Genomic DNA, 19,890 nt, shown 5'->3' with positions numbered 1-19,890 from the left:
CATCACCTCGGTGTAGTTGAATACCGGGATGATGCGATCACAGGCAAGCCAGCTCCCACATTTGTTTCCATCGACCATAAAACCTGTACACACAAACGTTACAACCAGTGCCATTTTTGTGTGCACTTTAATAATTACGCACCGAAAAGTTACACCCTGTTTTTGCCTACTTCCTACATCCTCCATTCCCACAATCCCGCAAAAAAATAAATACCTGTTCAAACGGTCAATTTATAACTGTTTAAATTCAGCCAATTATTAATAAACCCTGCAAAAACGAAATTAGCCGAACTTTTGATAGATGAAAACCTGGCACACAAGTGGCTAAGGGAGCTGAAGTCTTTGTATACAACTTCAACAACAACCCTCATACACTTTGTGTCCGCACGCTAGCCGCGCCTTACCCGCGTGCTCGCTGCAGATGCCAGGAGCTTGCCGGAATGCGTACAACTCTGCCCAACACTCTCGCACTGGATCTGCCCTCCTCCACAGCAATACCCACGGCCCCCAACGGGCCACTGGTACTCAGCCCGCGCCTGCATAACAAGGACCTGGCACCCACCAAGGCCGAAGGCCGGCGCTGGGGTGGCTATAGCATTTTTGCCCTGTGGACCAACGATGTGCACAACATCGCCAACTACTCCTTCGCCATCGGCTTGTACGCCCTGGGCCTCGGTGCCTGGCAGATTTTGTTGTCGCTGGGGATCGGCGCGGCGCTGGTGTATTTCTTTATGAACTTGTCGGGTTACATGGGCCAGAAAACCGGCGTGCCATTCCCGGTGATCAGCCGGATCAGTTTTGGCATCTATGGCGCGCAAATACCTGCGCTGATCCGGGCCGTGATCGCGATCGCCTGGTTCGGGATTCAAACCTACCTCGCATCAGTGGTGTTCCGCGTGCTGTTGGTGGCGATTCATCCAGGGTTCGCCGACTACGACCACAACTCGATACTCGGCCTCTCAACCCTGGGCTGGGCCTGTTTTGTGATGATCTGGTTCGTGCAACTGGTGATCCTGGCCTACGGCATGGAAATGGTCCGGCGCTACGAGGGCTTTGCCGGCCCGGTGATCCTGCTGACCGTTGCGGCGCTGGCCGGCTGGATGTATTTCCAGGCAAGCGGCACTATCGCCTGGTCGATCCGCGAGCCCCTGAGCGGTGGCGAGATGTGGCGCAATATCTTTGCCGGCGGCGCCTTGTGGCTGGCGATCTACGGCACCCTGATCCTCAACTTCTGCGACTTCGCCCGCTCATCGCCCTGCCGCAGGACCATCAAGGTCGGCAACTTCTGGGGCCTGCCGGTGAACATCCTGGTGTTCGCGATCATCACCATCCTGTTGTGCGGCGGGCAGTTCCAACTCAATGGCCAGGTGATCGAAAGCCCCACCCAGATCATCGCGGCCATTCCCAACACCTTCTTCCTGGTGCTGGGCTGCCTGGCATTCCTGATCGTCACCGTGGCGGTGAACATCATGGCGAACTTCGTTGCCCCAGCCTTTGTATTGAGCAACCTGGCGCCCAAGTATCTGAATTTCCGGCGTGCGGGGCTGATCAGCGCGTTCCTCGCGGTGCTGATCCTGCCGTGGAATCTCTACAACAGCCCGCTGGTGATTGTGTACTTCCTCTCCGGCCTGGGTGCGCTGCTGGGCCCGCTGTATGGCGTGATCATGGTGGATTACTGGCTGATCCGTAAGGGCCGGATCGACGTGCCGCAGCTGTACAGCGAGGACCCCAACGGGACGTATTACTACAGCCGTGGGGTGAACATGCGGGCGGTCGCCGCGTTTGTCCCAGCTGCGGTGATTGCCATTGTGCTAGCGCTGTTGCCGGGTTTTGCCAGTGTCTCGCCGTTCTCCTGGCTGTTTGGCGCGGGGATTGCCGGGGTGCTGTATCGGCTGATCGCCAAGCGCCAGCCGTTCTATGCCGATATCAGCGGCGAGAGCATCGCTGTCGACAACGTCAGTCATTGATCAGGGAGCATTCCATGCGCATTCTCGTCGTCAACGTCAACACCACCGAATCCATCACCCAAGCCATCGCCCAACAGGCGCGCAGCGTTGCGGCAGCGGGCACCGAAATTGTCGGCCTGACCCCGTTTTTCGGCGCCGAGTCGGTGGAAGGCAATTTTGAAAGTTACCTGGCAGCCATCGCGGTGATGGACCGGGTGATGGCCTACGACCAACCATTCGATGCGGTCATCCAGGCCGGCTACGGCGAACATGGCCGCGAAGGCCTGCAGGAACTGTTGAACGTGCCGGTGGTGGATATCACCGATGCCGCCGCCAGCACCGCAATGTTCCTTGGCCATGCTTACTCGGTGGTCACCACGCTGGACCGCACAGTGCCGCTGATCGAAGACCGGCTCAAGCTTTCCGGGCTGTTTGAGCGCTGTGCCTCGGTGCGCGCCAGCGGTATGGCGGTGCTGGAACTGGAGGAACACCCGCTGCGGGCCATGGAGGCCATCGTGCGCCAGGCCGAGCTGGCCATCAGCGAAGACAAGGCCGAGGTGATCTGCCTGGGTTGTGGCGGCATGGCCGGGCTCGATGAGCAGATCCGCCAGCGCACCGGCGTGCCGGTGGTCGATGGCGTGACTGCAGCGGTAACCCTGGCCGAATCCTTGGTGAGGCTGGGGTTGTCGACGTCGAAGGTGCGCACCTATGGAACACCCCGGCCAAAGACCATCATCGGCTGGCCTGGCAGGTTCGCACGCTGAATCGCCGATCTCGATCAGTTCAAGACGTCATTGAGCACTTCATAAATGATCCCGGTGGCAATCGTCACCAGGATCAGGTCGGTGCCAGCCTGTTGCCATTCGTAGCCGTCGTAATGGGGCAGGCGCCCCAACAGGCGTCCATCAAGTTTCTTGGCGATTCCCGGTGGCAGGGGTTTGCCACGGGCCAGGTTTTTCTGGATGCCTGGCGGCAGGGACGAACCACCGCGCCAGTAGTCGCGGCTGTCACCAAGGATTACCCGCACACCCCCGATATCAATTTGCGGGCCGCTGTAATGGGCGCCTGCACCCTTCTTGCCACCACCCTGGACCTGATTACCCTGGCCGCCACCCTTATTGCCATGGGCACTGCCTTTGTCCTTGCCGTTGCCATTGCCGGGATCGGCCAGCAGCGCCGGGGAGCCTGCAATCAACGCCAGGCTGGTAAATACGAGTAAAGCGCGTGATATGGACATGATCGGTCTCGACAGTCGCAAGCCCCATTGGCCCGTATCAGCTTAGAACACTAGCGGGCAGCGAGTTCAGCAGTGAGTGCTATACCGCGCTGAACCGCTGCGCCAACTGCTGCTGGGCAAACTGCTCGAGGATGAAGTCGACGAACACTCGGGTCTTGCCCGGCAGCAGTTTGTGCTCGGCGTAGTACAGGGAGATGTTGCCGTCATCGACGTACCAGTCGGGCAGCACCCGCACCACGGCGCCACTGTCGAGGAACGGCACAGCCATCGGCATGCTGACCAGGGCAATCCCCAGGCCTTGGGTGCAGGCGCAGCACGCGGCTTCGGAGTCGCCCATGGTCATGCGTGGCTTGAGCATCAGGGGCCGCTGTTCGCGGGCGCGGTTGGTCAGTTGCCAAGTGCGCACGCGGCCGGTTTGCGGCGAGCGAATCAGGATGCCATTGCACAAGCCCAGGTCTTCGGGAACACGCACGGGCAGGCGCTTGGCCAGGTAATCGGGCGAGGCCACCAGAATCCGGTGGGCCGGGGTCAACTTGCGTGCGACCACGCCCTGGGGTAGCTCGAACCCGCCGCCGATGGCGGCGTCGAAGCCCTGGCCGATCAGGTCGACCTGGCGATTATCAAAATGCCAATCAGGGCTGATATCGGGAAAGCGCCGCAAAAACTCCGCCAGCAACGGCACCACATAACGGTTGCCAAATACCGTCCCCATACTCACCTTGAGCGTACCCACCGGTCGGCCTTCGGCGCTGGCCAGGTTGGCCACCGCATTCTGGATGGTGGTGAGGCTGGCGCTGACCTCTTGCAGGAACAACTTGCCGGCTTCGGTCAATGTAAGCCGCCGGGTGCTGCGCTGGAACAGCCGCACCCCCAGGCGCGCTTCAAGCTTAGCCACGCTTTTGCCGACGGCCGCCGGCGTCAGGCTCAGGTGCCGCGCCGCTTCGGCAAAGCTGCCGCCTTCGGCGCTGCGCACGAAGCATTCGATACTACCGAAGCTCTCCATACCACCTCACTCTAAACTTTTGGTTTACACAGACTATAGCAATCACGGTCTACCGAGGGATGCCCGCGAGGTCGATACTCGGCAACAACACAAGGCATTCGCGCCTTGCCTAATTGGAGATCGACATGACCACGCAAAACCTCAGCGGCAAAGTTGCCTTGATCCAGGGCGGTTCCCGCGGTATCGGCGCCGCCATCGTCAAACGCCTGGCCGCGCAAGGTGCAGCCGTTGCCTTTACTTACGTCAGCTCTGCCGCCAAGGCCCAGGCCCTGCAGGACAGTGTGATCAACGATGGCGGCAAGGCCCTGGCGATTCACGCCGACAGCGCCGATGCCGTGGCCATTCGCAATGCGGTCAACGCCACGGTTGAAGCGTTCGGGCGCCTGGACATCCTGGTGAACAACGCCGGGGTGCTGGCGGTCGGCCCGCTGGAAGAGTTCAAACTGGAAGACTTTGACCAGACCCTGGCCATCAACGTGCGCAGCGTGTTTATCGCCACCCAGGAAGCGGCGCGACACATGGGCGAAGGGGGTCGCATCATTAATATCGGCAGCACCAACGCCGAGCGCATGCCCTTCGCCGGCGGCGGCCCGTATGCCATGAGCAAGGCCGCGCTGGTGGGCTTGACCAAAGGCCTGGCGCGCGACCTGGGGCCACGGGGAATTACCATCAACAACGTGCAGCCGGGCCCGGTGGACACCGATATGAACCCGGCCAACAGTGAGTTTGCCGAGAGCCTGATTGGCTTTATGGCGGTGGGCCGTTATGGGCAGGTGGCAGAGATCGCCAGCTTTGTCGCCTACCTGGCAGGGCCGGAGGCGGGCTATATCACCGGGGCCAGCTTGACTATTGATGGTGGCTTTAGCGCCTGATTGCAGTGTGCTATCGGGCGCCATCGCCGGCCGCCGGCGCCTACGCAGGCGCCGATAGCTTTCAGCGCATCGGTGGCAGGCCGTAGGCCGCCAGGTCGAAGTCCGCGAGTTTGCGGATGATCTGGTCGGCATGAGCGTACTTGCTGTCGGCCATGGCCTCATCAGGCACGGCGATGGCCGTCATGTTCGCGGCCTTGGCTGCGGTCACGCCAAACGGTGAGTCTTCAAACACCAGGCAATCCTCGGGCGCAACGCCCAGGCGGCGGGCAGCGGTGAGGAAGATGTCTGGCGCAGGCTTGGCTGCGCCGACTTCCGGGTCGTCGGCGGTGACGATGGTGCCGAACAGGCCAAACCACTCCCGGTGCAGCGTGGTCTTGTGGCCAAACGAATTGCGCGACGAACTGGTGCCCACGGCTATGGGGATATTGTGCGCACTTAAATGCCGCACCAACGCCTCGGCGCCCGGCATGCCCAGCGCCTTGGGAAAACGCTCGCTCATCAACGGCTCACGGATGCGCAGGAACTCCTCGGGAGTGATCGGCAAGTCCAGCGCCTTGACCACATACTCGGCCAGGTCCTGGGCGCCACGGCCGATGATGTGCTGCTTGATGCCCCAGTCGTAGGTACGGCCATAGCGTTCGGCAATGATCTGCGTGACTTGGGTATAGATGCCTTCAGTGTCCAGCAACAACCCGTCCATATCGAAAATCACGGCCTTGATCGGGCCGACAGCAGTACGCGATGCGCTCATCACAAAAGATCCGTGGCAAAGGACTAAAAGGATTCAGCACAATAACGGCCCTGCCAGCCTGCAAGCAACCCATTATCCCTTAGACTGGCGCCCTAACCGTTCAAGCGAACCCGATATGCTTTTGCGCATTGCCGCCGACAGCCTGGTGCTGTTTCACCTGTGTTTTATCCTGTTTGTGCTGTTCGGTGGCCTGCTCGCCCTGCGCTGGCGCCGAGTCATCTGGCTGCACCTGCCCGCCGCCGCCTGGGGCATGGCCGTCGAGTTCTTCCACCTGCCCTGCCCCCTGACCCGCTGGGAAAACCTGCTGCGCCACCTCGCCGGGCAAGAAGGTTATGGCGCGGGTTTTATCGAGCACTACATCATTGCCCTGATCTATCCGGCGGGCCTGACACCCCAGATCCAACTGGGCCTGGGCGCCCTGGTCCTGCTGATCAATATTGCGGTGTATACGCGCCTGGCCAGGCGCTCGTAGCCTGGCTTCGTTGCATGCATGGGTACCCCGATCACTACCGCTCGCTATATAGTAAAAGATATAGCGATTAGCCAATAAAAATCGAGGATACCCCGTTGAACGCACCTTCGAAGGAAGCCGTGGGCGCCGCCTACAGCATCGACTCCATGCGCCACGCCCAAGCCATGACCTGGCGCGCCATCGAGCAATTGTCCCAGCAGATCCGCCCCGGCATGCTCGAATCCCAAGCCCGGGAACTGGGCAAGCAGGTGCTTGCCGATCTGGACATGCAACGCATCTGGCACCCGCTGCTGGTGCGATTTGGCGCCAACACCCTCAAGACCTTCAAGCAACGCTCCGACGGCGACCCGGTACTAGCCGAGAACGACATCTTCTTTATCGACATGGGCGCAGTGTGGCAGGGCCATGAAGGCGACGCCGGCGCCACCTTCACCACCGGCAGCGACCCACAAATGGCCGCCTGTGCCAGCGCAGCCAAAGCGCTGTTCGAGCGGGTGCAGTTGCGCTGGAAAACCGAAAAAGTCGTCGGCCTTGAGCTCTATCGCTATGCCCAAGAACAGGCCCGGGACATGGGCTGGGAACTGAACCTAAGCATCAAGGGGCACCGCGTCAGCGACTTCCCCCATGCCATCCACCGTGGCGGCGACCTGGGGGATTTCGAACATTACCCCAATGAAGGGCTGTGGATCCTGGAGATTCAGATTGCCCACCCGAGCAAGGCTTATGGGGCGTTTTATGAGGATTTGCTGGCCTAGCCTGTTTAACGAGCCAGAAATTCAACAATCAGGGAAGTGACCTGCTGCTGGATCACCTCACGCGGGCGGGCACCTTCGCCATCGCGGCAGATCATGCCGTCGCCTGGCGAGCTTTTTTCAATCAACGCCTCCCCGCCCGGCTTGCACACGGCCATAAAACTGAAGTGAGTGGCGTCGCTGATTTCGACATAGCGCGTCGATGCCGGGGGCAGGCGCTTGGCCAAGTCAGCAGACTCCAACTCAGCGGGAAGCTCTGTTGAGGGCACGCCCGCAGCAATCACCAACGTCGGCACCGGCAACGCCGCCAGGCTTTGATCGGTAAACCCACGCGACAGGCCCAGGTCCAGCGAAACAATGGCAGTGACCCGCTTGTCACTCAAATCCTCTGCCAACGGCGCCTGCGCGGGGTTCAACTGCTGGTAGACCGCGCAAGGGGCCAACTGCCGGTGAACCTTGCAGTCCTGGGCAAAACGCTCAGGGTCGAAACGGGCACCGGCGACTTCCAGCGCCGTCCAACCGCCCAGCGAATGACCCACCACTGCAATTCGACCGGGCAGCACCTCGCCAAACTGGTTTGGCTGCGCCAGCACCGCGTCGATAGCGCGGCGAATATCCACCGGCCGCTGCCATAACTGCGCGGCGGCACGAGCGCTGCGGTCCTTACTGGTAGTGCCAGGATGATTGACCGCCGCCACGATAAAACCCCGCTGGGCCAACGCACTGGCCAACCACTCCTGATTGCCCCAACTGCCGCCGAAACCGTGGGAAAGCACTACCAACGGATGCTCACCCACCGCCGCAGGCGCATCACGCACGGCCAGGGCACTGAAAAACACCGGGTTGTCGTCGATCACCTTTGGCGTGGCGGTAGTGGAGCTGGGATACCAGACCACCATCTCCAGCGGGCGCTCGTTGTTGGGGTCTGGCAAGGTCGAGGCTTGGAAGCCGACAGGGTTACTGGCAAAAACGGTGGAAGTAACGCAGGTAAGGAGCAGAGCGATTAGGGCTGCTTTCAATGGGAATCTTCCTTGATGGGATGCAATGCACGGCAGACACTGCGCGTGTGGCCACATTATTCCCATATCGCTGGTTTTCATGCAGCAAAAACCACAAACCCCCGGCTTTCTCTAGGAAAACCGGGGCGATTCAAACGGCTTCGTCCGTACATTCACAGCATTCGCGGGCGATGGCGAGAGCAAAGTGCAACAGTCAATAGTTCCCTTAAAACTGGAAATCGACTGCGAGTCTGATGTTTTGTCCAGCGATGCATGGACGGCTTGATGCCGGAAATGGAAATGTCTACGAGCCCTGTTCGGTAATCGCTATAACGGTCTGAGTTCAAAGCACCCTGCGCAAACGAATACTACGTGTGGGTTGAACTTTTGGTGGGTCGATCGTGCGCATAAGGCTTCTTATCGCCCGCTCATCAGGTGTTCGCGTGAGTTTACTAATTACTTTTGATCCCGGCGCCGGGACTGTCACCAGGTTGTCAACTGGGAGGCCGTCATAAACTAACGTATGACGAACAGCCGGACAGTTCATAAAAAAATCATCCAGGCTAAATGTTACATCTACTCCCAAAGCACTGTTTATCACCAAAAGGTCAAAGGGCTCGACGGCGTTTTCAACCATTGCCAACAATTCCGCAAATGTTTCCACGGGTGCGATTCGGTGATACCCCTGCTGATTCAGCATTTTCTCAATACTCAACCGTTGTGCAGGTTGATCGTCAACAACCAAAATTCGTAAATAGGGGGTCGGCATTCTTGATCCTTGTAAATTGCGAAAGCACGCAGTAACTGCATGCAGACAGCGATGCAGGCCTACAAACTGATGCCAACGTGTTATCGGGGTGTGAGCGAGCGCAACCTTCGCTCCTCGGGATTTGGATAACGCGATTGAAGCCAACTTTCCAGGCCGTGCTTCGTCATCGGTTTGGCAAAAAAGTAGCCCTGACCATGCACGCAGCCAAGATCCACTAATTGGTGGTGTTGTTCCTGGGTTTCGATACCCTCAGCCACCACCGTCATACCTAAGGACTCTCCTAACGCGATGGTGCTGCTGATGACAGCCCGGGAACGAGGCCCATCACCCAGTGACTGAACAAACTCACCGTCCAGCTTGATCTCGTTGAAAGGCCACTGACACAAACGTTGCAATGACGAAAAACCACTGCCGAAATCATCAATGGATAGCCGGCATCCCATCATGCGCAGCCGCACGAGATTTTCCATGCAGGTAGCTGAAGCTTCCACAAGGCCTGTTTCGGTCAGTTCGAAAGTGACGCCGGCTCCAGGCAACCTGAAACTCGCCAGGGTTGCTTTAATCCTTGTGACCAAAGCCGCATTGGAAAGCTGTGAAGGTTGCAGATTGAATGCAATGTTCAAAGGGGTTCCGTGCATCAAAAAATGCCGCTGCAACTGCAACCCTTGATCAAACTGGGCGAAAAACAACTCATCCATCAAGTTGCAACGCTCAAGAGTCGGCATAAAAACGACCGGTGAAACAACGCCACCGGTTGGGTGGTTCCAGCGCGTCAGAGCCTCGACACCTGATACCTCATTGCTCAACAGATTGATTTTGGGCTGAAAGTAAGTCTCCATCTGCGCGCATTCCATTGCACGGCGGACCTGCGCTTCATCAGCTACCAAATCGATGTTAGGGGAATCCGATGGGGTAGCCGGCTGATTCAAGTAGTTTTTCAGCAACCTGCTCAACGTATCAAACTGCAGAGGCTGCCCCAGCTCCCCCAACATTCTCAATCCTAATAAAGGGATCAGTTTTGTGGCGGCTCTGCGCACGTCCTCCGCAAGCGAACTGTTGACAATGACCGACTTGACTAAACCGTTCTGTGCCGAGCACCGTAAAAAATCGAGGCTATCGAGGCCGTGCATACGTAGATCGCATAACACAACATCTACGGGCCCGACGCTTTGCAGGGTGTGTAGCGCATCCAGCGCCGAGAGAGCACTGAACACCGACTCACAGCCCAATTGCCGCAACATATTGACGGAGATTGCTCGTTGAAAAAAATTGTCGTTCAAGACCAGAACACGTAATGGTAGTACTTGCATGAATAGCTCTCCGGAATACGGTAAAACTTTAATTTTCTATACTCCTTAACTTTCGAGTGCTTTTCCCTTCCTCTAAACATGACGTACTACACGCGGGTCAAACACGTATCTTGGTGCTTTAGTACGATCTAGTTGGATTCCTTATTATCGCTATCCTTCACCGTGCAAACGCCTAGAAATCTCCCGCCACAACGTAGGAAATTTCTCACAGAAAGAAATACGGAATGACCGCTCGCGTCCGAACGTCACGAGGAAATTTCCTACAATTCAGAAGGAACGAGACTACACACACCTTCATTCCCCCCAGACAAACTATTGCCAATTCGATCTGCACCATACAACCACTACGCAACGTTAGTGCTCGTCGAAGTTGGTTTCTACTCTGCAGAGATTCACTGGTCTTGCAAGGTAAAAACCTAATACGTACCTTAACCAAGCAATGGAATTTTTATGATCAAGCACGCTTTCTCCCTGGTAGCACTGACCGCCGCACTGACCTCTGCAAATGTAATGGCTGCCGACAACGCCGCCGGTGGTGTTATTTCCTTCAGTGGCGCAATTACCGACACTACTTGCACTATTAACGGCGGTAAAAGTGCAGACTTCACCGTTGCCCTGTCGCCTATCTCTGTTAACGACGCCGGCACCACTGTTGGCCCGCTGACCAAAAACAAAAAATCGTTCTCGCTGACCTTCTCGGGTTGCACCCCAGCAGCAGGAACTGCTGGCACTCCATTGAAAATGTATTTCTCGTCCGCAGATAACATTTCCACAGACGGTAAGTTCTTGCTGAACAACACAGTCAACGAAAGTGATGCTGCTGTTGCCAAAAACGTCGGCTTCTCGTTGGCGAAACCAGGTTCCACCACACCGATCCAATTGAACGTGCCGTTCAACACGCTCATCAGCGGAGCCGGTACAACACCTGAAACACTAGTACTTGATGCGTACTACTACAAAACCAACACCGCCGCCGCCAAAGTTGGTGCCCTTAGCTCCAACCTGACCTACACCATTTCCTACTTGTAATACAACCCGTGTGCCAGGCCCATCCCATGGGCCTGGTTCAGGAAAACATCATGATAAAGCAACTAGTTTTAGCAGGGTTACTACTTGGCTCGGTGTCTGCGCAGGCCAACATTATCATCAATGGCACTCGGGTGGTTTATCCAGAAGCAAACAAAGATGTGATAGTTCAACTCATCAATAATGGGAGTGACTCATCCTTGGTACAAGCCTGGATAGATGATGGCGACATCAACTCCACGCCGGAAACAGCGAATGTTCCGTTTCTGCTATCTCCGCCGGTTGTCAAAGTATCCGGCGATAGCGGTCAACAGCTCCGAATTACAAAAATCGGCGCCCCACTGGTTGCGGATCGGGAGTCTGTTTTCTTTTTAAACGTGCTGGACATCCCGCCAACTCCAGAAAATTTGCAGGGTGCAAACACACTGCAACTGGCGATCAAGTCTCGCATAAAAATGTTCTATCGCCCGAGCGGACTAAAAGAGAAAGCCAGCAGCAGCGTCGAAAAAATCGAACTGCAAGCGGTCGCGAAAGGTTTTAACGTGATCAATAAAAGCGCGTACTTTTTCACACTCGCCAACATTGACCAGCACGATAAAAAACACCTGCTCGTTGACTCAGTCATGGTCGCTCCTTTTTCCTCCGCATTCGTCGAGAGCAAAGAGTCCGTCAGTAAAAATACACCCTACACCATGATGTATATTGATGATTTGGGTGCCTACAAAACTAAAGCTGTAGTATCGCACTAAGGTGAAGCCCCAGAATGAAACAGCATAAACCCCTTATTAAAGCTCTCACGATGTCCTCGCTGTTTCTACTGGACAAAGCCTATGCAGAAACCTTTGATACTTCGCTTATGGCCGGTAAATCTCGCGAATCCGATCTTTCACGCTTCTATGCAAACTCCGAGATACCTGCGGGCAAACAAGATGTTGATATTTATGTCAATAACACTTGGAAAGGTCGCTATTCATTAGTGTTTGGCGGCGTAAAAGACGACATCAAGATCAGCTACGAAGATAGCGCACTTCTTGGGATCAACATGGGTGGCTTGCCCGCTGCGCAGCCAGGCGCGGACAGTCTACAAGTCAGCCAATTGGTTCAAGGCGGTTCTTTTATTTTAGATATTAGCACCCTGAGCCTGAAGCTGACTGTGCCCCAGTCTTATGTGAATCGTTCGGAAGCTGGTTATGTCGACCCGAAATTCTGGGATCATGGCGTGCCTGCATTTTTATTTGGCTACAATGCAATGCATTACAGCATACAATCGAAAAAAGGCGGCTCATCCAGCGACGAACTGTACTCTGGTCTGGATTTCGGTATCAACTTTGCTGGTTGGCAGTTCCGGGAAAATAGCTCGTTAAGAAAAAGCTCCTCGGAAAATTTAAAGTACCAAAAAAATACACGCTATCTTCAGAAGAACATTGCCTCCATCACCTCCAACTTCAAGCTCGGTGATTTTTACTCGGAAGGTGATCTCTTTGACTCGATTAGAGTTCGAGGTGTGGCGTTGACGTCCGACATCAATATGCTGCCTAACTCCAAACAGGGTTTTTCACCCATTGTGCGTGGCGTCGCACAAACCAATGCCCTGGTAAAAGTCATCCAGAACGGCAGCGTGGTTTATCAGGAGAGCGTACCGCCAGGCGCCTTTACCTTCGACAATATCCAGCCCACCGGCTCTGCTGGCGACCTGACGGTGGTGGTCCACGAGGCCGACGGTCGCGAGCAGTCGTTCAGCGTACCGTTTTCCGCCGTGCCTAATATGCTCAAGGAAGGGATCAGTAAGTACAGCCTGGTGGCCGGTAACGTAAACCAGACCAATACCGACTATAACCCTGGTTTTGTGCAGGGTACGTTCCAGTATGGGCTTAACAATCTGTTAACCGGATATACCGGCACAACCCTCAGCAATGATTACCGCGCCTACCTTGTCGGCAGCGGCTTGAACCTGCCGATCGGTGCAGTCTCTGTTGACGTGACCCAATCCAATACTCAGTTAAAAAACCAAAGCAAAAGCGGGCAAAGTGTACGGGTGTCCTACAGTAAGTTCCTGGATGTAACGGATACCAACTTTACCCTGGCGGCGTATCGATATTCTACCGAAGGCTACTACAGCTTCAGCGATGCCATTTATTCCCAAGAGGGATACCGTGAACTCGAAAGACAAATCAACGACTATCGAAACAGACTTGACGAAGATGATGCTCCGATCCTCGACTTGAATACTTGGGATGCTCTGCGAAGCGCACGCCCACGCAACACCTTCAATTTAAGTCTGAACCAGCGTTTGAAAGATAACTGGGGCACCGTGTTTTTTTCCGGAACACAACGCGACTACTGGACAAACAACACTAAAAGCCGTGAGTACCAATTTGGCTACACAAACGCTGTGGGGCAGGTTAATTACAGTATCTCTGCCAACCGCGTCAGAAACTCCAACCGTGACGAAGAGACGCGATTCTATCTCTCAATGACCATGCCCTTTGATATCGCCGGCAACAGGGTGTATCTCAACAGTGGTGCATCACTGGTGGACTCGCGCTACCAGCAAAGTAACGTTAGCGTGAGTGGCAATGCACTGGAATCAAACCGCCTGAGTTACACCGTAGCTGCCAGCAATCAAAACGGAGGGGATAACACCGCCAGCGTCAATACCTCCTACCGTAGCAATGTCACAACAGTAGGTGCCTCTTACGGTGAGTCGTCCGATTATCGGCAAACCGGCCTAGGTGCGCGAGGCAGTGTCGTGATGATTCCTGGGCATATATTGGCCTCCAATGAAATCGGCAGCACCATGATGGTAGTCGAGGCCCCCAAGGCCGAGGGCCTGATCGTCAATGGAGACCAAAGTATTGTGACCAATAAAGATGGCTTGGCGCTGATTCCGTACGCAACACCTTATCGGTTGAACTCAGTTACGTTGTCCGACAGCGGTAACAGTTCCGGCGCAGAGATCGTCGGAAACATTGCCAATGCAGTGCCCTTCGCCGGCACAGTCAACCATGTAAAATTTGAGACTGACCAACGCCAGTCTTACATCGTGCAGGCACGCAAGGCAGATGGTGGCCCTCTACCGTTTGGCGCGGAGGTATTAGATAAATCAGGCGAGTCTATCGGTTTCATCGGCCAGGCCAGCGTTCTGTATGTAAAGTCCAATGAAAAGCCAGAGTACCTTGAGGTTCGACTTAACAACGGCAGTTGCATTATTCACCGGCCTGACTTGGCCGAAACCACATCAAAAAATATCTGCCATTAATTCGAGACAATAAATTATCATGAACAGATTTTTTCTTATTTTTTTAGTAGCTGGACTATTCAGTAGCAATGGCTATGCACGTTGCTACGGTGAAACACCCACCCAATACGGAAACCCAATACTGATCGACATTTCAAATGAGTTGAGCGCAAAAAACCCTGTATTTGAGAAGACGTTTTATACCCAGTTTCCGGCAGCGTCTGTCAATTGCAATGGAAACTCAAAAATCGAAGCTTATTCCCCAATTGGCAATAAAAAATTACGCTTGGGATTTGATAAAGGGGCACGCTGGGTAGAAATGAGCATCGTTGGATCGTTCCCAGAGCAATCCATTCCGGCAGGTACTCACTCATCTGGAGAATTTAACACGCCTGTGACTCTGCGTTTTACTTTGGTGCCCCGGGGTGGTGGCGATCAGGTTGTAGCCGAAGAAGGCCAAGATACATTAAATATTAATGACGTAGCTATTGCGAGAGATACAACTAGCGGCGGTATGGGTTTTTTTGAATGGCTCGGGAAATTCCTCCGTTATGTAGGGAGTTTTTTCACCTATTGGCCAAAAGACTTCCAGGATATGTTTGCCCAGAACATAATAGTAAAATACACCCCAAGGATGACAACTTGCACCTTCAACAATGCAGGATTGATGGTAAATCTTCCTAAAATAGGCGTTGCGCAGCTGACAAAAATCCCTCAACCGGGTTATACGCCATTTACATTGAATTTCAGCTGTAACAACCTGCTGGCTAACGGCAGCACCGACCGCGCAATCGACATGTTTTTATCCAGCAATAACCTGCTTCCATCCGACAATAGCGTATTGATGGACAGCACGCCTGGCTCGGCGAAAGGCGTCGGTATAAAGGTAGCCAAACGCGACACTCCCAACGCACCGGTTGTCTTTTCCACCTCCACCTTAAACCGGGGAAGTGCCACCTCCATTTTCAGTGCCGCAGCAGGTGCTGTGGTTAATAGCAATTTCTCGGTTGGCATGGGCGCCTACTACTTCCCTTACAACCCCGCTCAACTTACCAGCGGTGAAGTCAGGGCAACTGCTACGCTGAACATCGTTTATCAGTGATCATCACCCCAGATCGATAAACGATTGACGATCAACAATGCCAACGACCCATTGATACAGCGGGGTCGTTGGCCATTCCCCAAGCTTCCGCTCCTGCGTAAACGCATCTGGTTCCCCTGACGCCTGGCTAGCCAGTACACTCCTCCAGACGCTGCGCCAATGCCTCCATTGCCTCGTGCAGAGCATCCACCGATTGGGTCAAACGCACGGCATCATGCCCGTTGCAGTCAGCTTGCAGTTGCTCGCAGCACTGGATCAGTCGATGCGCCTTGATGATACGTGCTCCCCCCTTGACTCGATGGCTCAGGTCAGACAGCCCGGTCAAGTCGTGATCACTGTAGAGCTTGAGCAGCCGTAACAAATCCTCTTCATTGCTACTGGCCAGATCCTTCAACAAGCTGTTAACCAGCGTGCGGTCACCATGAGCCAGTTGTTCGAGGCTGCTGAGGTCAATGTCGTCGGAGAGTGGTACTGACGCATCAGTGTCCCCTGCTTCCTCGAACACCGACTCCACGCCGGACAAGCGCGCAGTCAGGTCCTTCATACTGATGGGTTTGAATAGACAATCATCCATGCCCGCCTCCAGGCAACGATCCTTTTCCTCCGGTTGCGCGTTGGCGGTGAAACCCAGGATCAAGCAAGGCGCCGCGCCCGAATCAGCCTCCTCGGCGCGGATCGCCCTGGCCAGTTCGTAGCCTGTCATCACCGGCATGTTGCAGTCGGTAATCACCACATCGAAATGACCATTGCGCCAGGCACGCAAGCCGTGGGCTCCGTCGGATTCATCGGCAACCGTATGCCCCAGGTAACTCAACTGCTGCGACAACAGCAGGCGGTTGGCCGGATAATCATCAACCACCAGCACTTTTAACGGCTGGCTGAATTCGGGTAATACGGGTTCCGGCCGGATGAGCGGCAATGGCGCAAGAACCGCCAGCTCCAGTAACACCTCGGCCTCCGTGCCTTGCCCCATCACGCTACTCAAGTTCAACTCACCCTGCATCATCGAACACAGTTTACGGCTGATCGCCAGCCCCAAGCCTGAGCCTCCAGCCCCCGCATGACTGGCCTGGCTGAACGGTACAAACAGCCGCTGCTGATCGTCCTGGGAAATCCCAATGCCGGTATCGCGCACCAGCACACGAACACCCATGCTTTCGTCTGCGGCCGCACGCGTGACCTCTACACAGACCTGCACTTGCCCGACGTCCGTGAACTTGATGGCGTTACCCAGCAGGTTGGAAAGCACCTGTTTGAACCGTAGCGGGTCGATCAAGACCTCCTGGTTGGCGTCTTCATCGAATGACAGCGCAAGATTCAGTTGCTTCTGCCGGGCCAATCCCTCGAACATCCGTACCACCGACACCACCAGGTCTTTGAGTGCCGCCCGTTGCGGTGACAGCGTCAAGCGCTCGGACTCGATGCGCACCACGTCCAGAATGTCGCCGATCAGTTCCAAAAGCCCACGCGCGGCGCCCGACGCCACTTCGATGGCAAAACGGTCAAGAATGCCTTGGTCTGCCTTTTTCATGGCCAACTCCAGCATCCCCACCACTGCGTTCATCGGTGTGCGGATCTCATGACTCATGGTGGCCAGAAAGGTGGTTTTCGCCCGATTGGCCTTCTCAGCATCCTGCTTGGCGTCTTTGAGCTCCACCAGCAAACGCTCACGCTCACTGATATCGATCCAACCCGCAATGATTCCTTTGACCTCACCCGCGTTATTGCGAAACGGGAGAATCCAGTGATAAGCGGTAATCGTCTGCCCATTAAAAAACACAATCTCACGGTCGGTCAGCAGCTCCTGGCCGCCGTCCATCACCTCCAGATAGAGCTGCTCATAGGCCGCAACCTGGGCAGAATCGTCGTCCAGCGTTTGCGTTTCAGATAGGCGTTTACCAATAACTGTTTCAAGGGTGCTGCCAATCTCCTCCAGATAACGGCGATTGCACAATAACAAGCGTGTCTGGCGATCGCGTACGTAGATGGGATGAGGTAACCCATCAATAAGTACGCGCATGAACTCCATTTGTTCTTTCAATGCCTGTTCGGCCACGTCGCGCTTCTGGATCAGGCGTCGCAAATAGAGAATCCAGGCGAATGCCACCAGCAACAAGATCACAGCAATAGCAGAACCGCGGATGATTTCCGATTGATTGGCGTGCGTGCGCTTGTTATCCACCGCCACTTCACCGCGCCAGCGATTGGTCAGTTCGTCCAACTCCTTCGGGGAGATGCTGAGCATCACCTTGTCCAGGACCGAGTACAGTTCTAGCGATCCTCGATCGGTGGCAAGTGCCATCTGCGCGGGTGGAGCCCCCACGGCACCACTTACACGCAAACTGGATGGATACTGGGTAGCAATCAGATAGCGGGCATTGACCAGGGTCGTGACAGCGCCATCTGCTTTACCCTGTGCGACCATCGACAACGCTTCACCCGCCTCTCGCGCTTCAACCAAAACAATGCCCGGGTACTGCAGTTCAATGTAATTCCGGACGCCGCTGTCGTGCCTGATTGCCAAGCGTTTACCGGCCAGATCTTCCAAACGGCCAAATGCCCCATCGCCCTTACGAATACTCAATACATAAGGGTTGGTCAAATAGGACCGGGTAAAACGCAGGTCGCTGTTATCCGTATTCTGGTGAAACGCGGCAATGAAATCCACTTTGCCCTTCTTGACCAACGCCACCAGGCCATCCATCGAATCTGCACGTACCACCTCGAAGGTAAGGCCGGTACGCCGACGAATCATCGCCAACAAATCAGCGCTGATACCGCGAAAACTCCCCTGCTGATCGAAAAACGCCAGTGGAGGACTGCTCTCCAATACCCCTACCCTCAACTGCGGATGGTCTGCGAGCCAGCGCCTCTCCTTGGCGCTCAGGTCAACCGGGCCTTGGTCGCGTACGGTGATCGTATCTGCCCCCCAGCGTCGCAAGATGGTCATGCTTTCTTCGGCAGGAATCGCCGCCAACGCCCGATTGATGATTTCAAGAAGCTGACGGTCTTCAACCCGTAATGCAAAACCAATGCTGCTCACCTCCAGGCTCGCGAAGTCTGACAGGTGAACGTCGTGCAGGAAATTTCGGTTGATCAGATAATTGGAAGTAACCGCCCCTCCCAAGTACACATCAGCCTGGTCGAAAACCACAGCACTGATGGCGTCCAGATCGGTCGGGTAGATCTGCAGTTTAGCCAACGGGTAGTACGCCATGACCTCGGAAGGGGGTAGGCCATTCGCAGACATAGCCAAACGCTGCCCGCCAAGATCCTTAGGCAACTCCACGCCGGCATCACGCCGGCTAACCAACACCGGCTGATCATCGAAGTAAGACCTTGAAACTACAAGCTCGGGATCGGCCTCGTCGACATGCGTGGCGATCCCGAGCAGGTCAAACTCACCTCTTTTAAGTGCCTCTATCGCGTGTGCACGGTCGGGATAGCGTTGAACCTGGATGTCGATGTTCAACAGGTCCGAAATCAGCTCCACATAGTCAGCCGTCACCCCTTCGTAATCGTAGGTACTTGCACTCAAGCCCAAAGGCGCCGAGTCGGTGATGGCAACCCCGACTCGCACGTTTTTTTTATCGCGCAACAAACGGTTGTCGGCGTCCGACAACTTCAGGTTCAACCCGGTGAGATGGGAGCGTCCCAATAACCTCAACGGCTCGATATCGTCGTGAAAATGCACCGCCTGAACAAGAGGGCTGATACAGAGTAAAAAAAACAGAAACCCGATTGGCCGCTTCATGCTTAAAGAAGGTTGTTGCGTTTGGCAAACTCGGCAAGATAGACCACTGACTTGACGTTGAGCTTTTCAATCAGTCGGGTTTTATAGGTGCTGATGGTTTTGTTACTCAGAAGCATCGAGTCGCCAATTTCCTTGTTGCTAAAACCCCGAGCCAGTTGCTGCAAAATGGTCAGCTCACGGTCGGACAGTTGACCAATCAAGTCAGACTCACTGACCTGATTGTCACCAGCGCGCACCGAGCTGTTGGAGAGCAATGGAAAATAGCTGTAACCATCCTTTATCGCCTTGATCGCGCGAGTCAACTCCTCAAGGCTCCCCGTCTTGGAAACATAGCCCGAGGCTCCGGCTTTCATGCAGCGCATGGCATAAAAAGAAGCCTCCATGGATGTCAGCACCAGAATTTTACAGGGCAATCCAAGCGCCGAGATGCGACCGATCACCTCCAGACCATCAAGTAATGGCATGGCGATATCGAGCAGGATCAGATCGGGGACATGCTCTCGCGCTAGGCGTACAGCCTCCACACCGTTAGCCGCCTCCGCCACAATTTCAAACTGTTCGGCACCAACCAGTAACTTTACAGAGGCACGAACAAACGAATGATCATCAACGACTAACGCTTTTAACATATGAACCTCTTCGGGAGACAACAACACACCA

The 19,890-nt window shown here is 55.3% G+C and carries 17 protein-coding genes; 9 read left to right on the top strand and 8 right to left on the bottom strand.

Going from position 1 to position 19,890, the window contains the following annotated elements; genetic code table 11:
- Positions 1 to 440 precede the first annotated feature (440 nt).
- Together ACO77H_RS07265 and ACO77H_RS07260 are read left to right on the top strand one after the other, a co-directional pair.
- On the top strand, positions 441 to 1,967 hold the full coding sequence (locus tag ACO77H_RS07265; protein ID WP_432755201.1) for an NCS1 family nucleobase:cation symporter-1: 1,527 nt from the start codon (positions 441 to 443) through the stop codon (positions 1,965 to 1,967).
- 14 nt (positions 1,968 to 1,981) lie between these two features.
- Complete coding sequence (locus tag ACO77H_RS07260) at positions 1,982 to 2,710, top strand: aspartate/glutamate racemase family protein (protein WP_170043295.1); 729 nt, start codon at positions 1,982 to 1,984, stop codon at positions 2,708 to 2,710.
- A gap of 14 nt (positions 2,711 to 2,724) precedes the next feature.
- Here ACO77H_RS07260 and ACO77H_RS07255 read toward each other — a convergent pair whose 3' ends face one another.
- Positions 2,725 to 3,186, bottom strand: coding sequence for an anti-virulence regulator CigR family protein (locus ACO77H_RS07255; RefSeq protein WP_407073419.1), 462 nt, complete (start codon positions 3,184 to 3,186; stop codon positions 2,725 to 2,727).
- A gap of 76 nt (positions 3,187 to 3,262) precedes the next feature.
- Positions 3,263 to 4,186 (bottom strand): LysR family transcriptional regulator, encoded by a 924-nt coding sequence (locus ACO77H_RS07250; RefSeq protein WP_169954265.1) that lies wholly within the window; start codon positions 4,184 to 4,186, stop codon positions 3,263 to 3,265.
- Positions 4,187 to 4,311: 125 nt separating this feature from the next.
- Between ACO77H_RS07250 and ACO77H_RS07245 the strand changes: the two genes are divergently transcribed.
- Entirely contained in the window at positions 4,312 to 5,058 is a 747-nt protein-coding gene (locus tag ACO77H_RS07245; RefSeq protein ID WP_169954266.1) for a 3-oxoacyl-ACP reductase family protein, read from the top strand.
- 61 nt (positions 5,059 to 5,119) lie between these two features.
- On the opposite strand, the gene ACO77H_RS07240 is transcribed toward ACO77H_RS07245, so the two are convergent.
- Positions 5,120 to 5,809, bottom strand: a complete 690-nt coding sequence (locus tag ACO77H_RS07240; protein ID WP_170043292.1) for an HAD-IA family hydrolase — start codon at positions 5,807 to 5,809, stop codon at positions 5,120 to 5,122.
- A 115-nt stretch (positions 5,810 to 5,924) separates the two neighbouring features.
- Between ACO77H_RS07240 and ACO77H_RS07235 the strand changes: the two genes are divergently transcribed.
- Together ACO77H_RS07235 and ACO77H_RS07230 are read left to right on the top strand one after the other, a co-directional pair.
- Positions 5,925 to 6,281, top strand: coding sequence for a DUF2784 domain-containing protein (locus ACO77H_RS07235; RefSeq protein ID WP_169954268.1), 357 nt, complete (start codon positions 5,925 to 5,927; stop codon positions 6,279 to 6,281).
- A gap of 95 nt (positions 6,282 to 6,376) precedes the next feature.
- Entirely contained in the window at positions 6,377 to 7,036 is a 660-nt protein-coding gene (locus tag ACO77H_RS07230) for an aminopeptidase P family protein (protein WP_262381421.1), read from the top strand.
- Positions 7,037 to 7,041: 5 nt separating this feature from the next.
- Here the strand turns inward: ACO77H_RS07230 and ACO77H_RS07225 are convergent, their stop codons facing one another.
- From ACO77H_RS07225 to ACO77H_RS07215, 3 genes are all read right to left on the bottom strand, one after another.
- Entirely contained in the window at positions 7,042 to 8,052 is a 1,011-nt protein-coding gene (locus tag ACO77H_RS07225; protein WP_169954269.1) for an alpha/beta hydrolase family protein, read from the bottom strand.
- 322 nt (positions 8,053 to 8,374) lie between these two features.
- Positions 8,375 to 8,800, bottom strand: a complete 426-nt coding sequence (locus ACO77H_RS07220) for a response regulator (RefSeq protein ID WP_169954270.1) — start codon at positions 8,798 to 8,800, stop codon at positions 8,375 to 8,377.
- 80 nt (positions 8,801 to 8,880) lie between these two features.
- The gene (locus tag ACO77H_RS07215; RefSeq protein ID WP_432755200.1) at positions 8,881 to 10,110 is read right to left on the bottom strand and encodes an EAL domain-containing response regulator; all 1,230 of its coding nucleotides are present in this window, start codon (positions 10,108 to 10,110) and stop codon (positions 8,881 to 8,883) included.
- Between the two features lie 450 nt (positions 10,111 to 10,560).
- Here ACO77H_RS07215 and ACO77H_RS07210 point away from each other — a divergent pair, with 450 nt between their 5' ends.
- From ACO77H_RS07210 to ACO77H_RS07195, 4 genes are read left to right on the top strand one after another with little or no spacing between them, the layout of a single operon-like run.
- Complete coding sequence (locus tag ACO77H_RS07210) at positions 10,561 to 11,139, top strand: fimbrial protein (RefSeq protein WP_169954272.1); 579 nt, start codon at positions 10,561 to 10,563, stop codon at positions 11,137 to 11,139.
- Positions 11,140 to 11,165: 26 nt separating this feature from the next.
- Complete coding sequence (locus ACO77H_RS07205; protein ID WP_262380928.1) at positions 11,166 to 11,885, top strand: fimbrial biogenesis chaperone; 720 nt, start codon at positions 11,166 to 11,168, stop codon at positions 11,883 to 11,885.
- Between the two features lie 14 nt (positions 11,886 to 11,899).
- On the top strand, positions 11,900 to 14,395 hold the full coding sequence (locus ACO77H_RS07200) for a fimbria/pilus outer membrane usher protein (RefSeq protein ID WP_432755199.1): 2,496 nt from the start codon (positions 11,900 to 11,902) through the stop codon (positions 14,393 to 14,395).
- A 19-nt stretch (positions 14,396 to 14,414) separates the two neighbouring features.
- Positions 14,415 to 15,476 (top strand): fimbrial protein, encoded by a 1,062-nt coding sequence (locus tag ACO77H_RS07195; RefSeq protein ID WP_169954274.1) that lies wholly within the window; start codon positions 14,415 to 14,417, stop codon positions 15,474 to 15,476.
- A gap of 127 nt (positions 15,477 to 15,603) precedes the next feature.
- Here the strand turns inward: ACO77H_RS07195 and ACO77H_RS07190 are convergent, their stop codons facing one another.
- Together ACO77H_RS07190 and ACO77H_RS07185 are read right to left on the bottom strand one after the other, a co-directional pair.
- Positions 15,604 to 19,230 (bottom strand): transporter substrate-binding domain-containing protein, encoded by a 3,627-nt coding sequence (locus ACO77H_RS07190; RefSeq protein WP_170057711.1) that lies wholly within the window; start codon positions 19,228 to 19,230, stop codon positions 15,604 to 15,606.
- A gap of 2 nt (positions 19,231 to 19,232) precedes the next feature.
- Entirely contained in the window at positions 19,233 to 19,859 is a 627-nt protein-coding gene (locus ACO77H_RS07185) for a response regulator transcription factor (RefSeq protein ID WP_169954276.1), read from the bottom strand.
- Between the last annotated feature and the right edge of the window lie 31 nt (positions 19,860 to 19,890).

This window comes from Pseudomonas sp. WMBT8 (assembly GCF_050916005.1).
In the GTDB taxonomy this organism is placed as follows: Bacteria; Pseudomonadota; Gammaproteobacteria; order Pseudomonadales; family Pseudomonadaceae; genus Aquipseudomonas.
The sequence above is the reverse complement of the archived record's forward strand: the minus strand, read 5'-3'. Positions and strand labels throughout refer to the sequence as shown.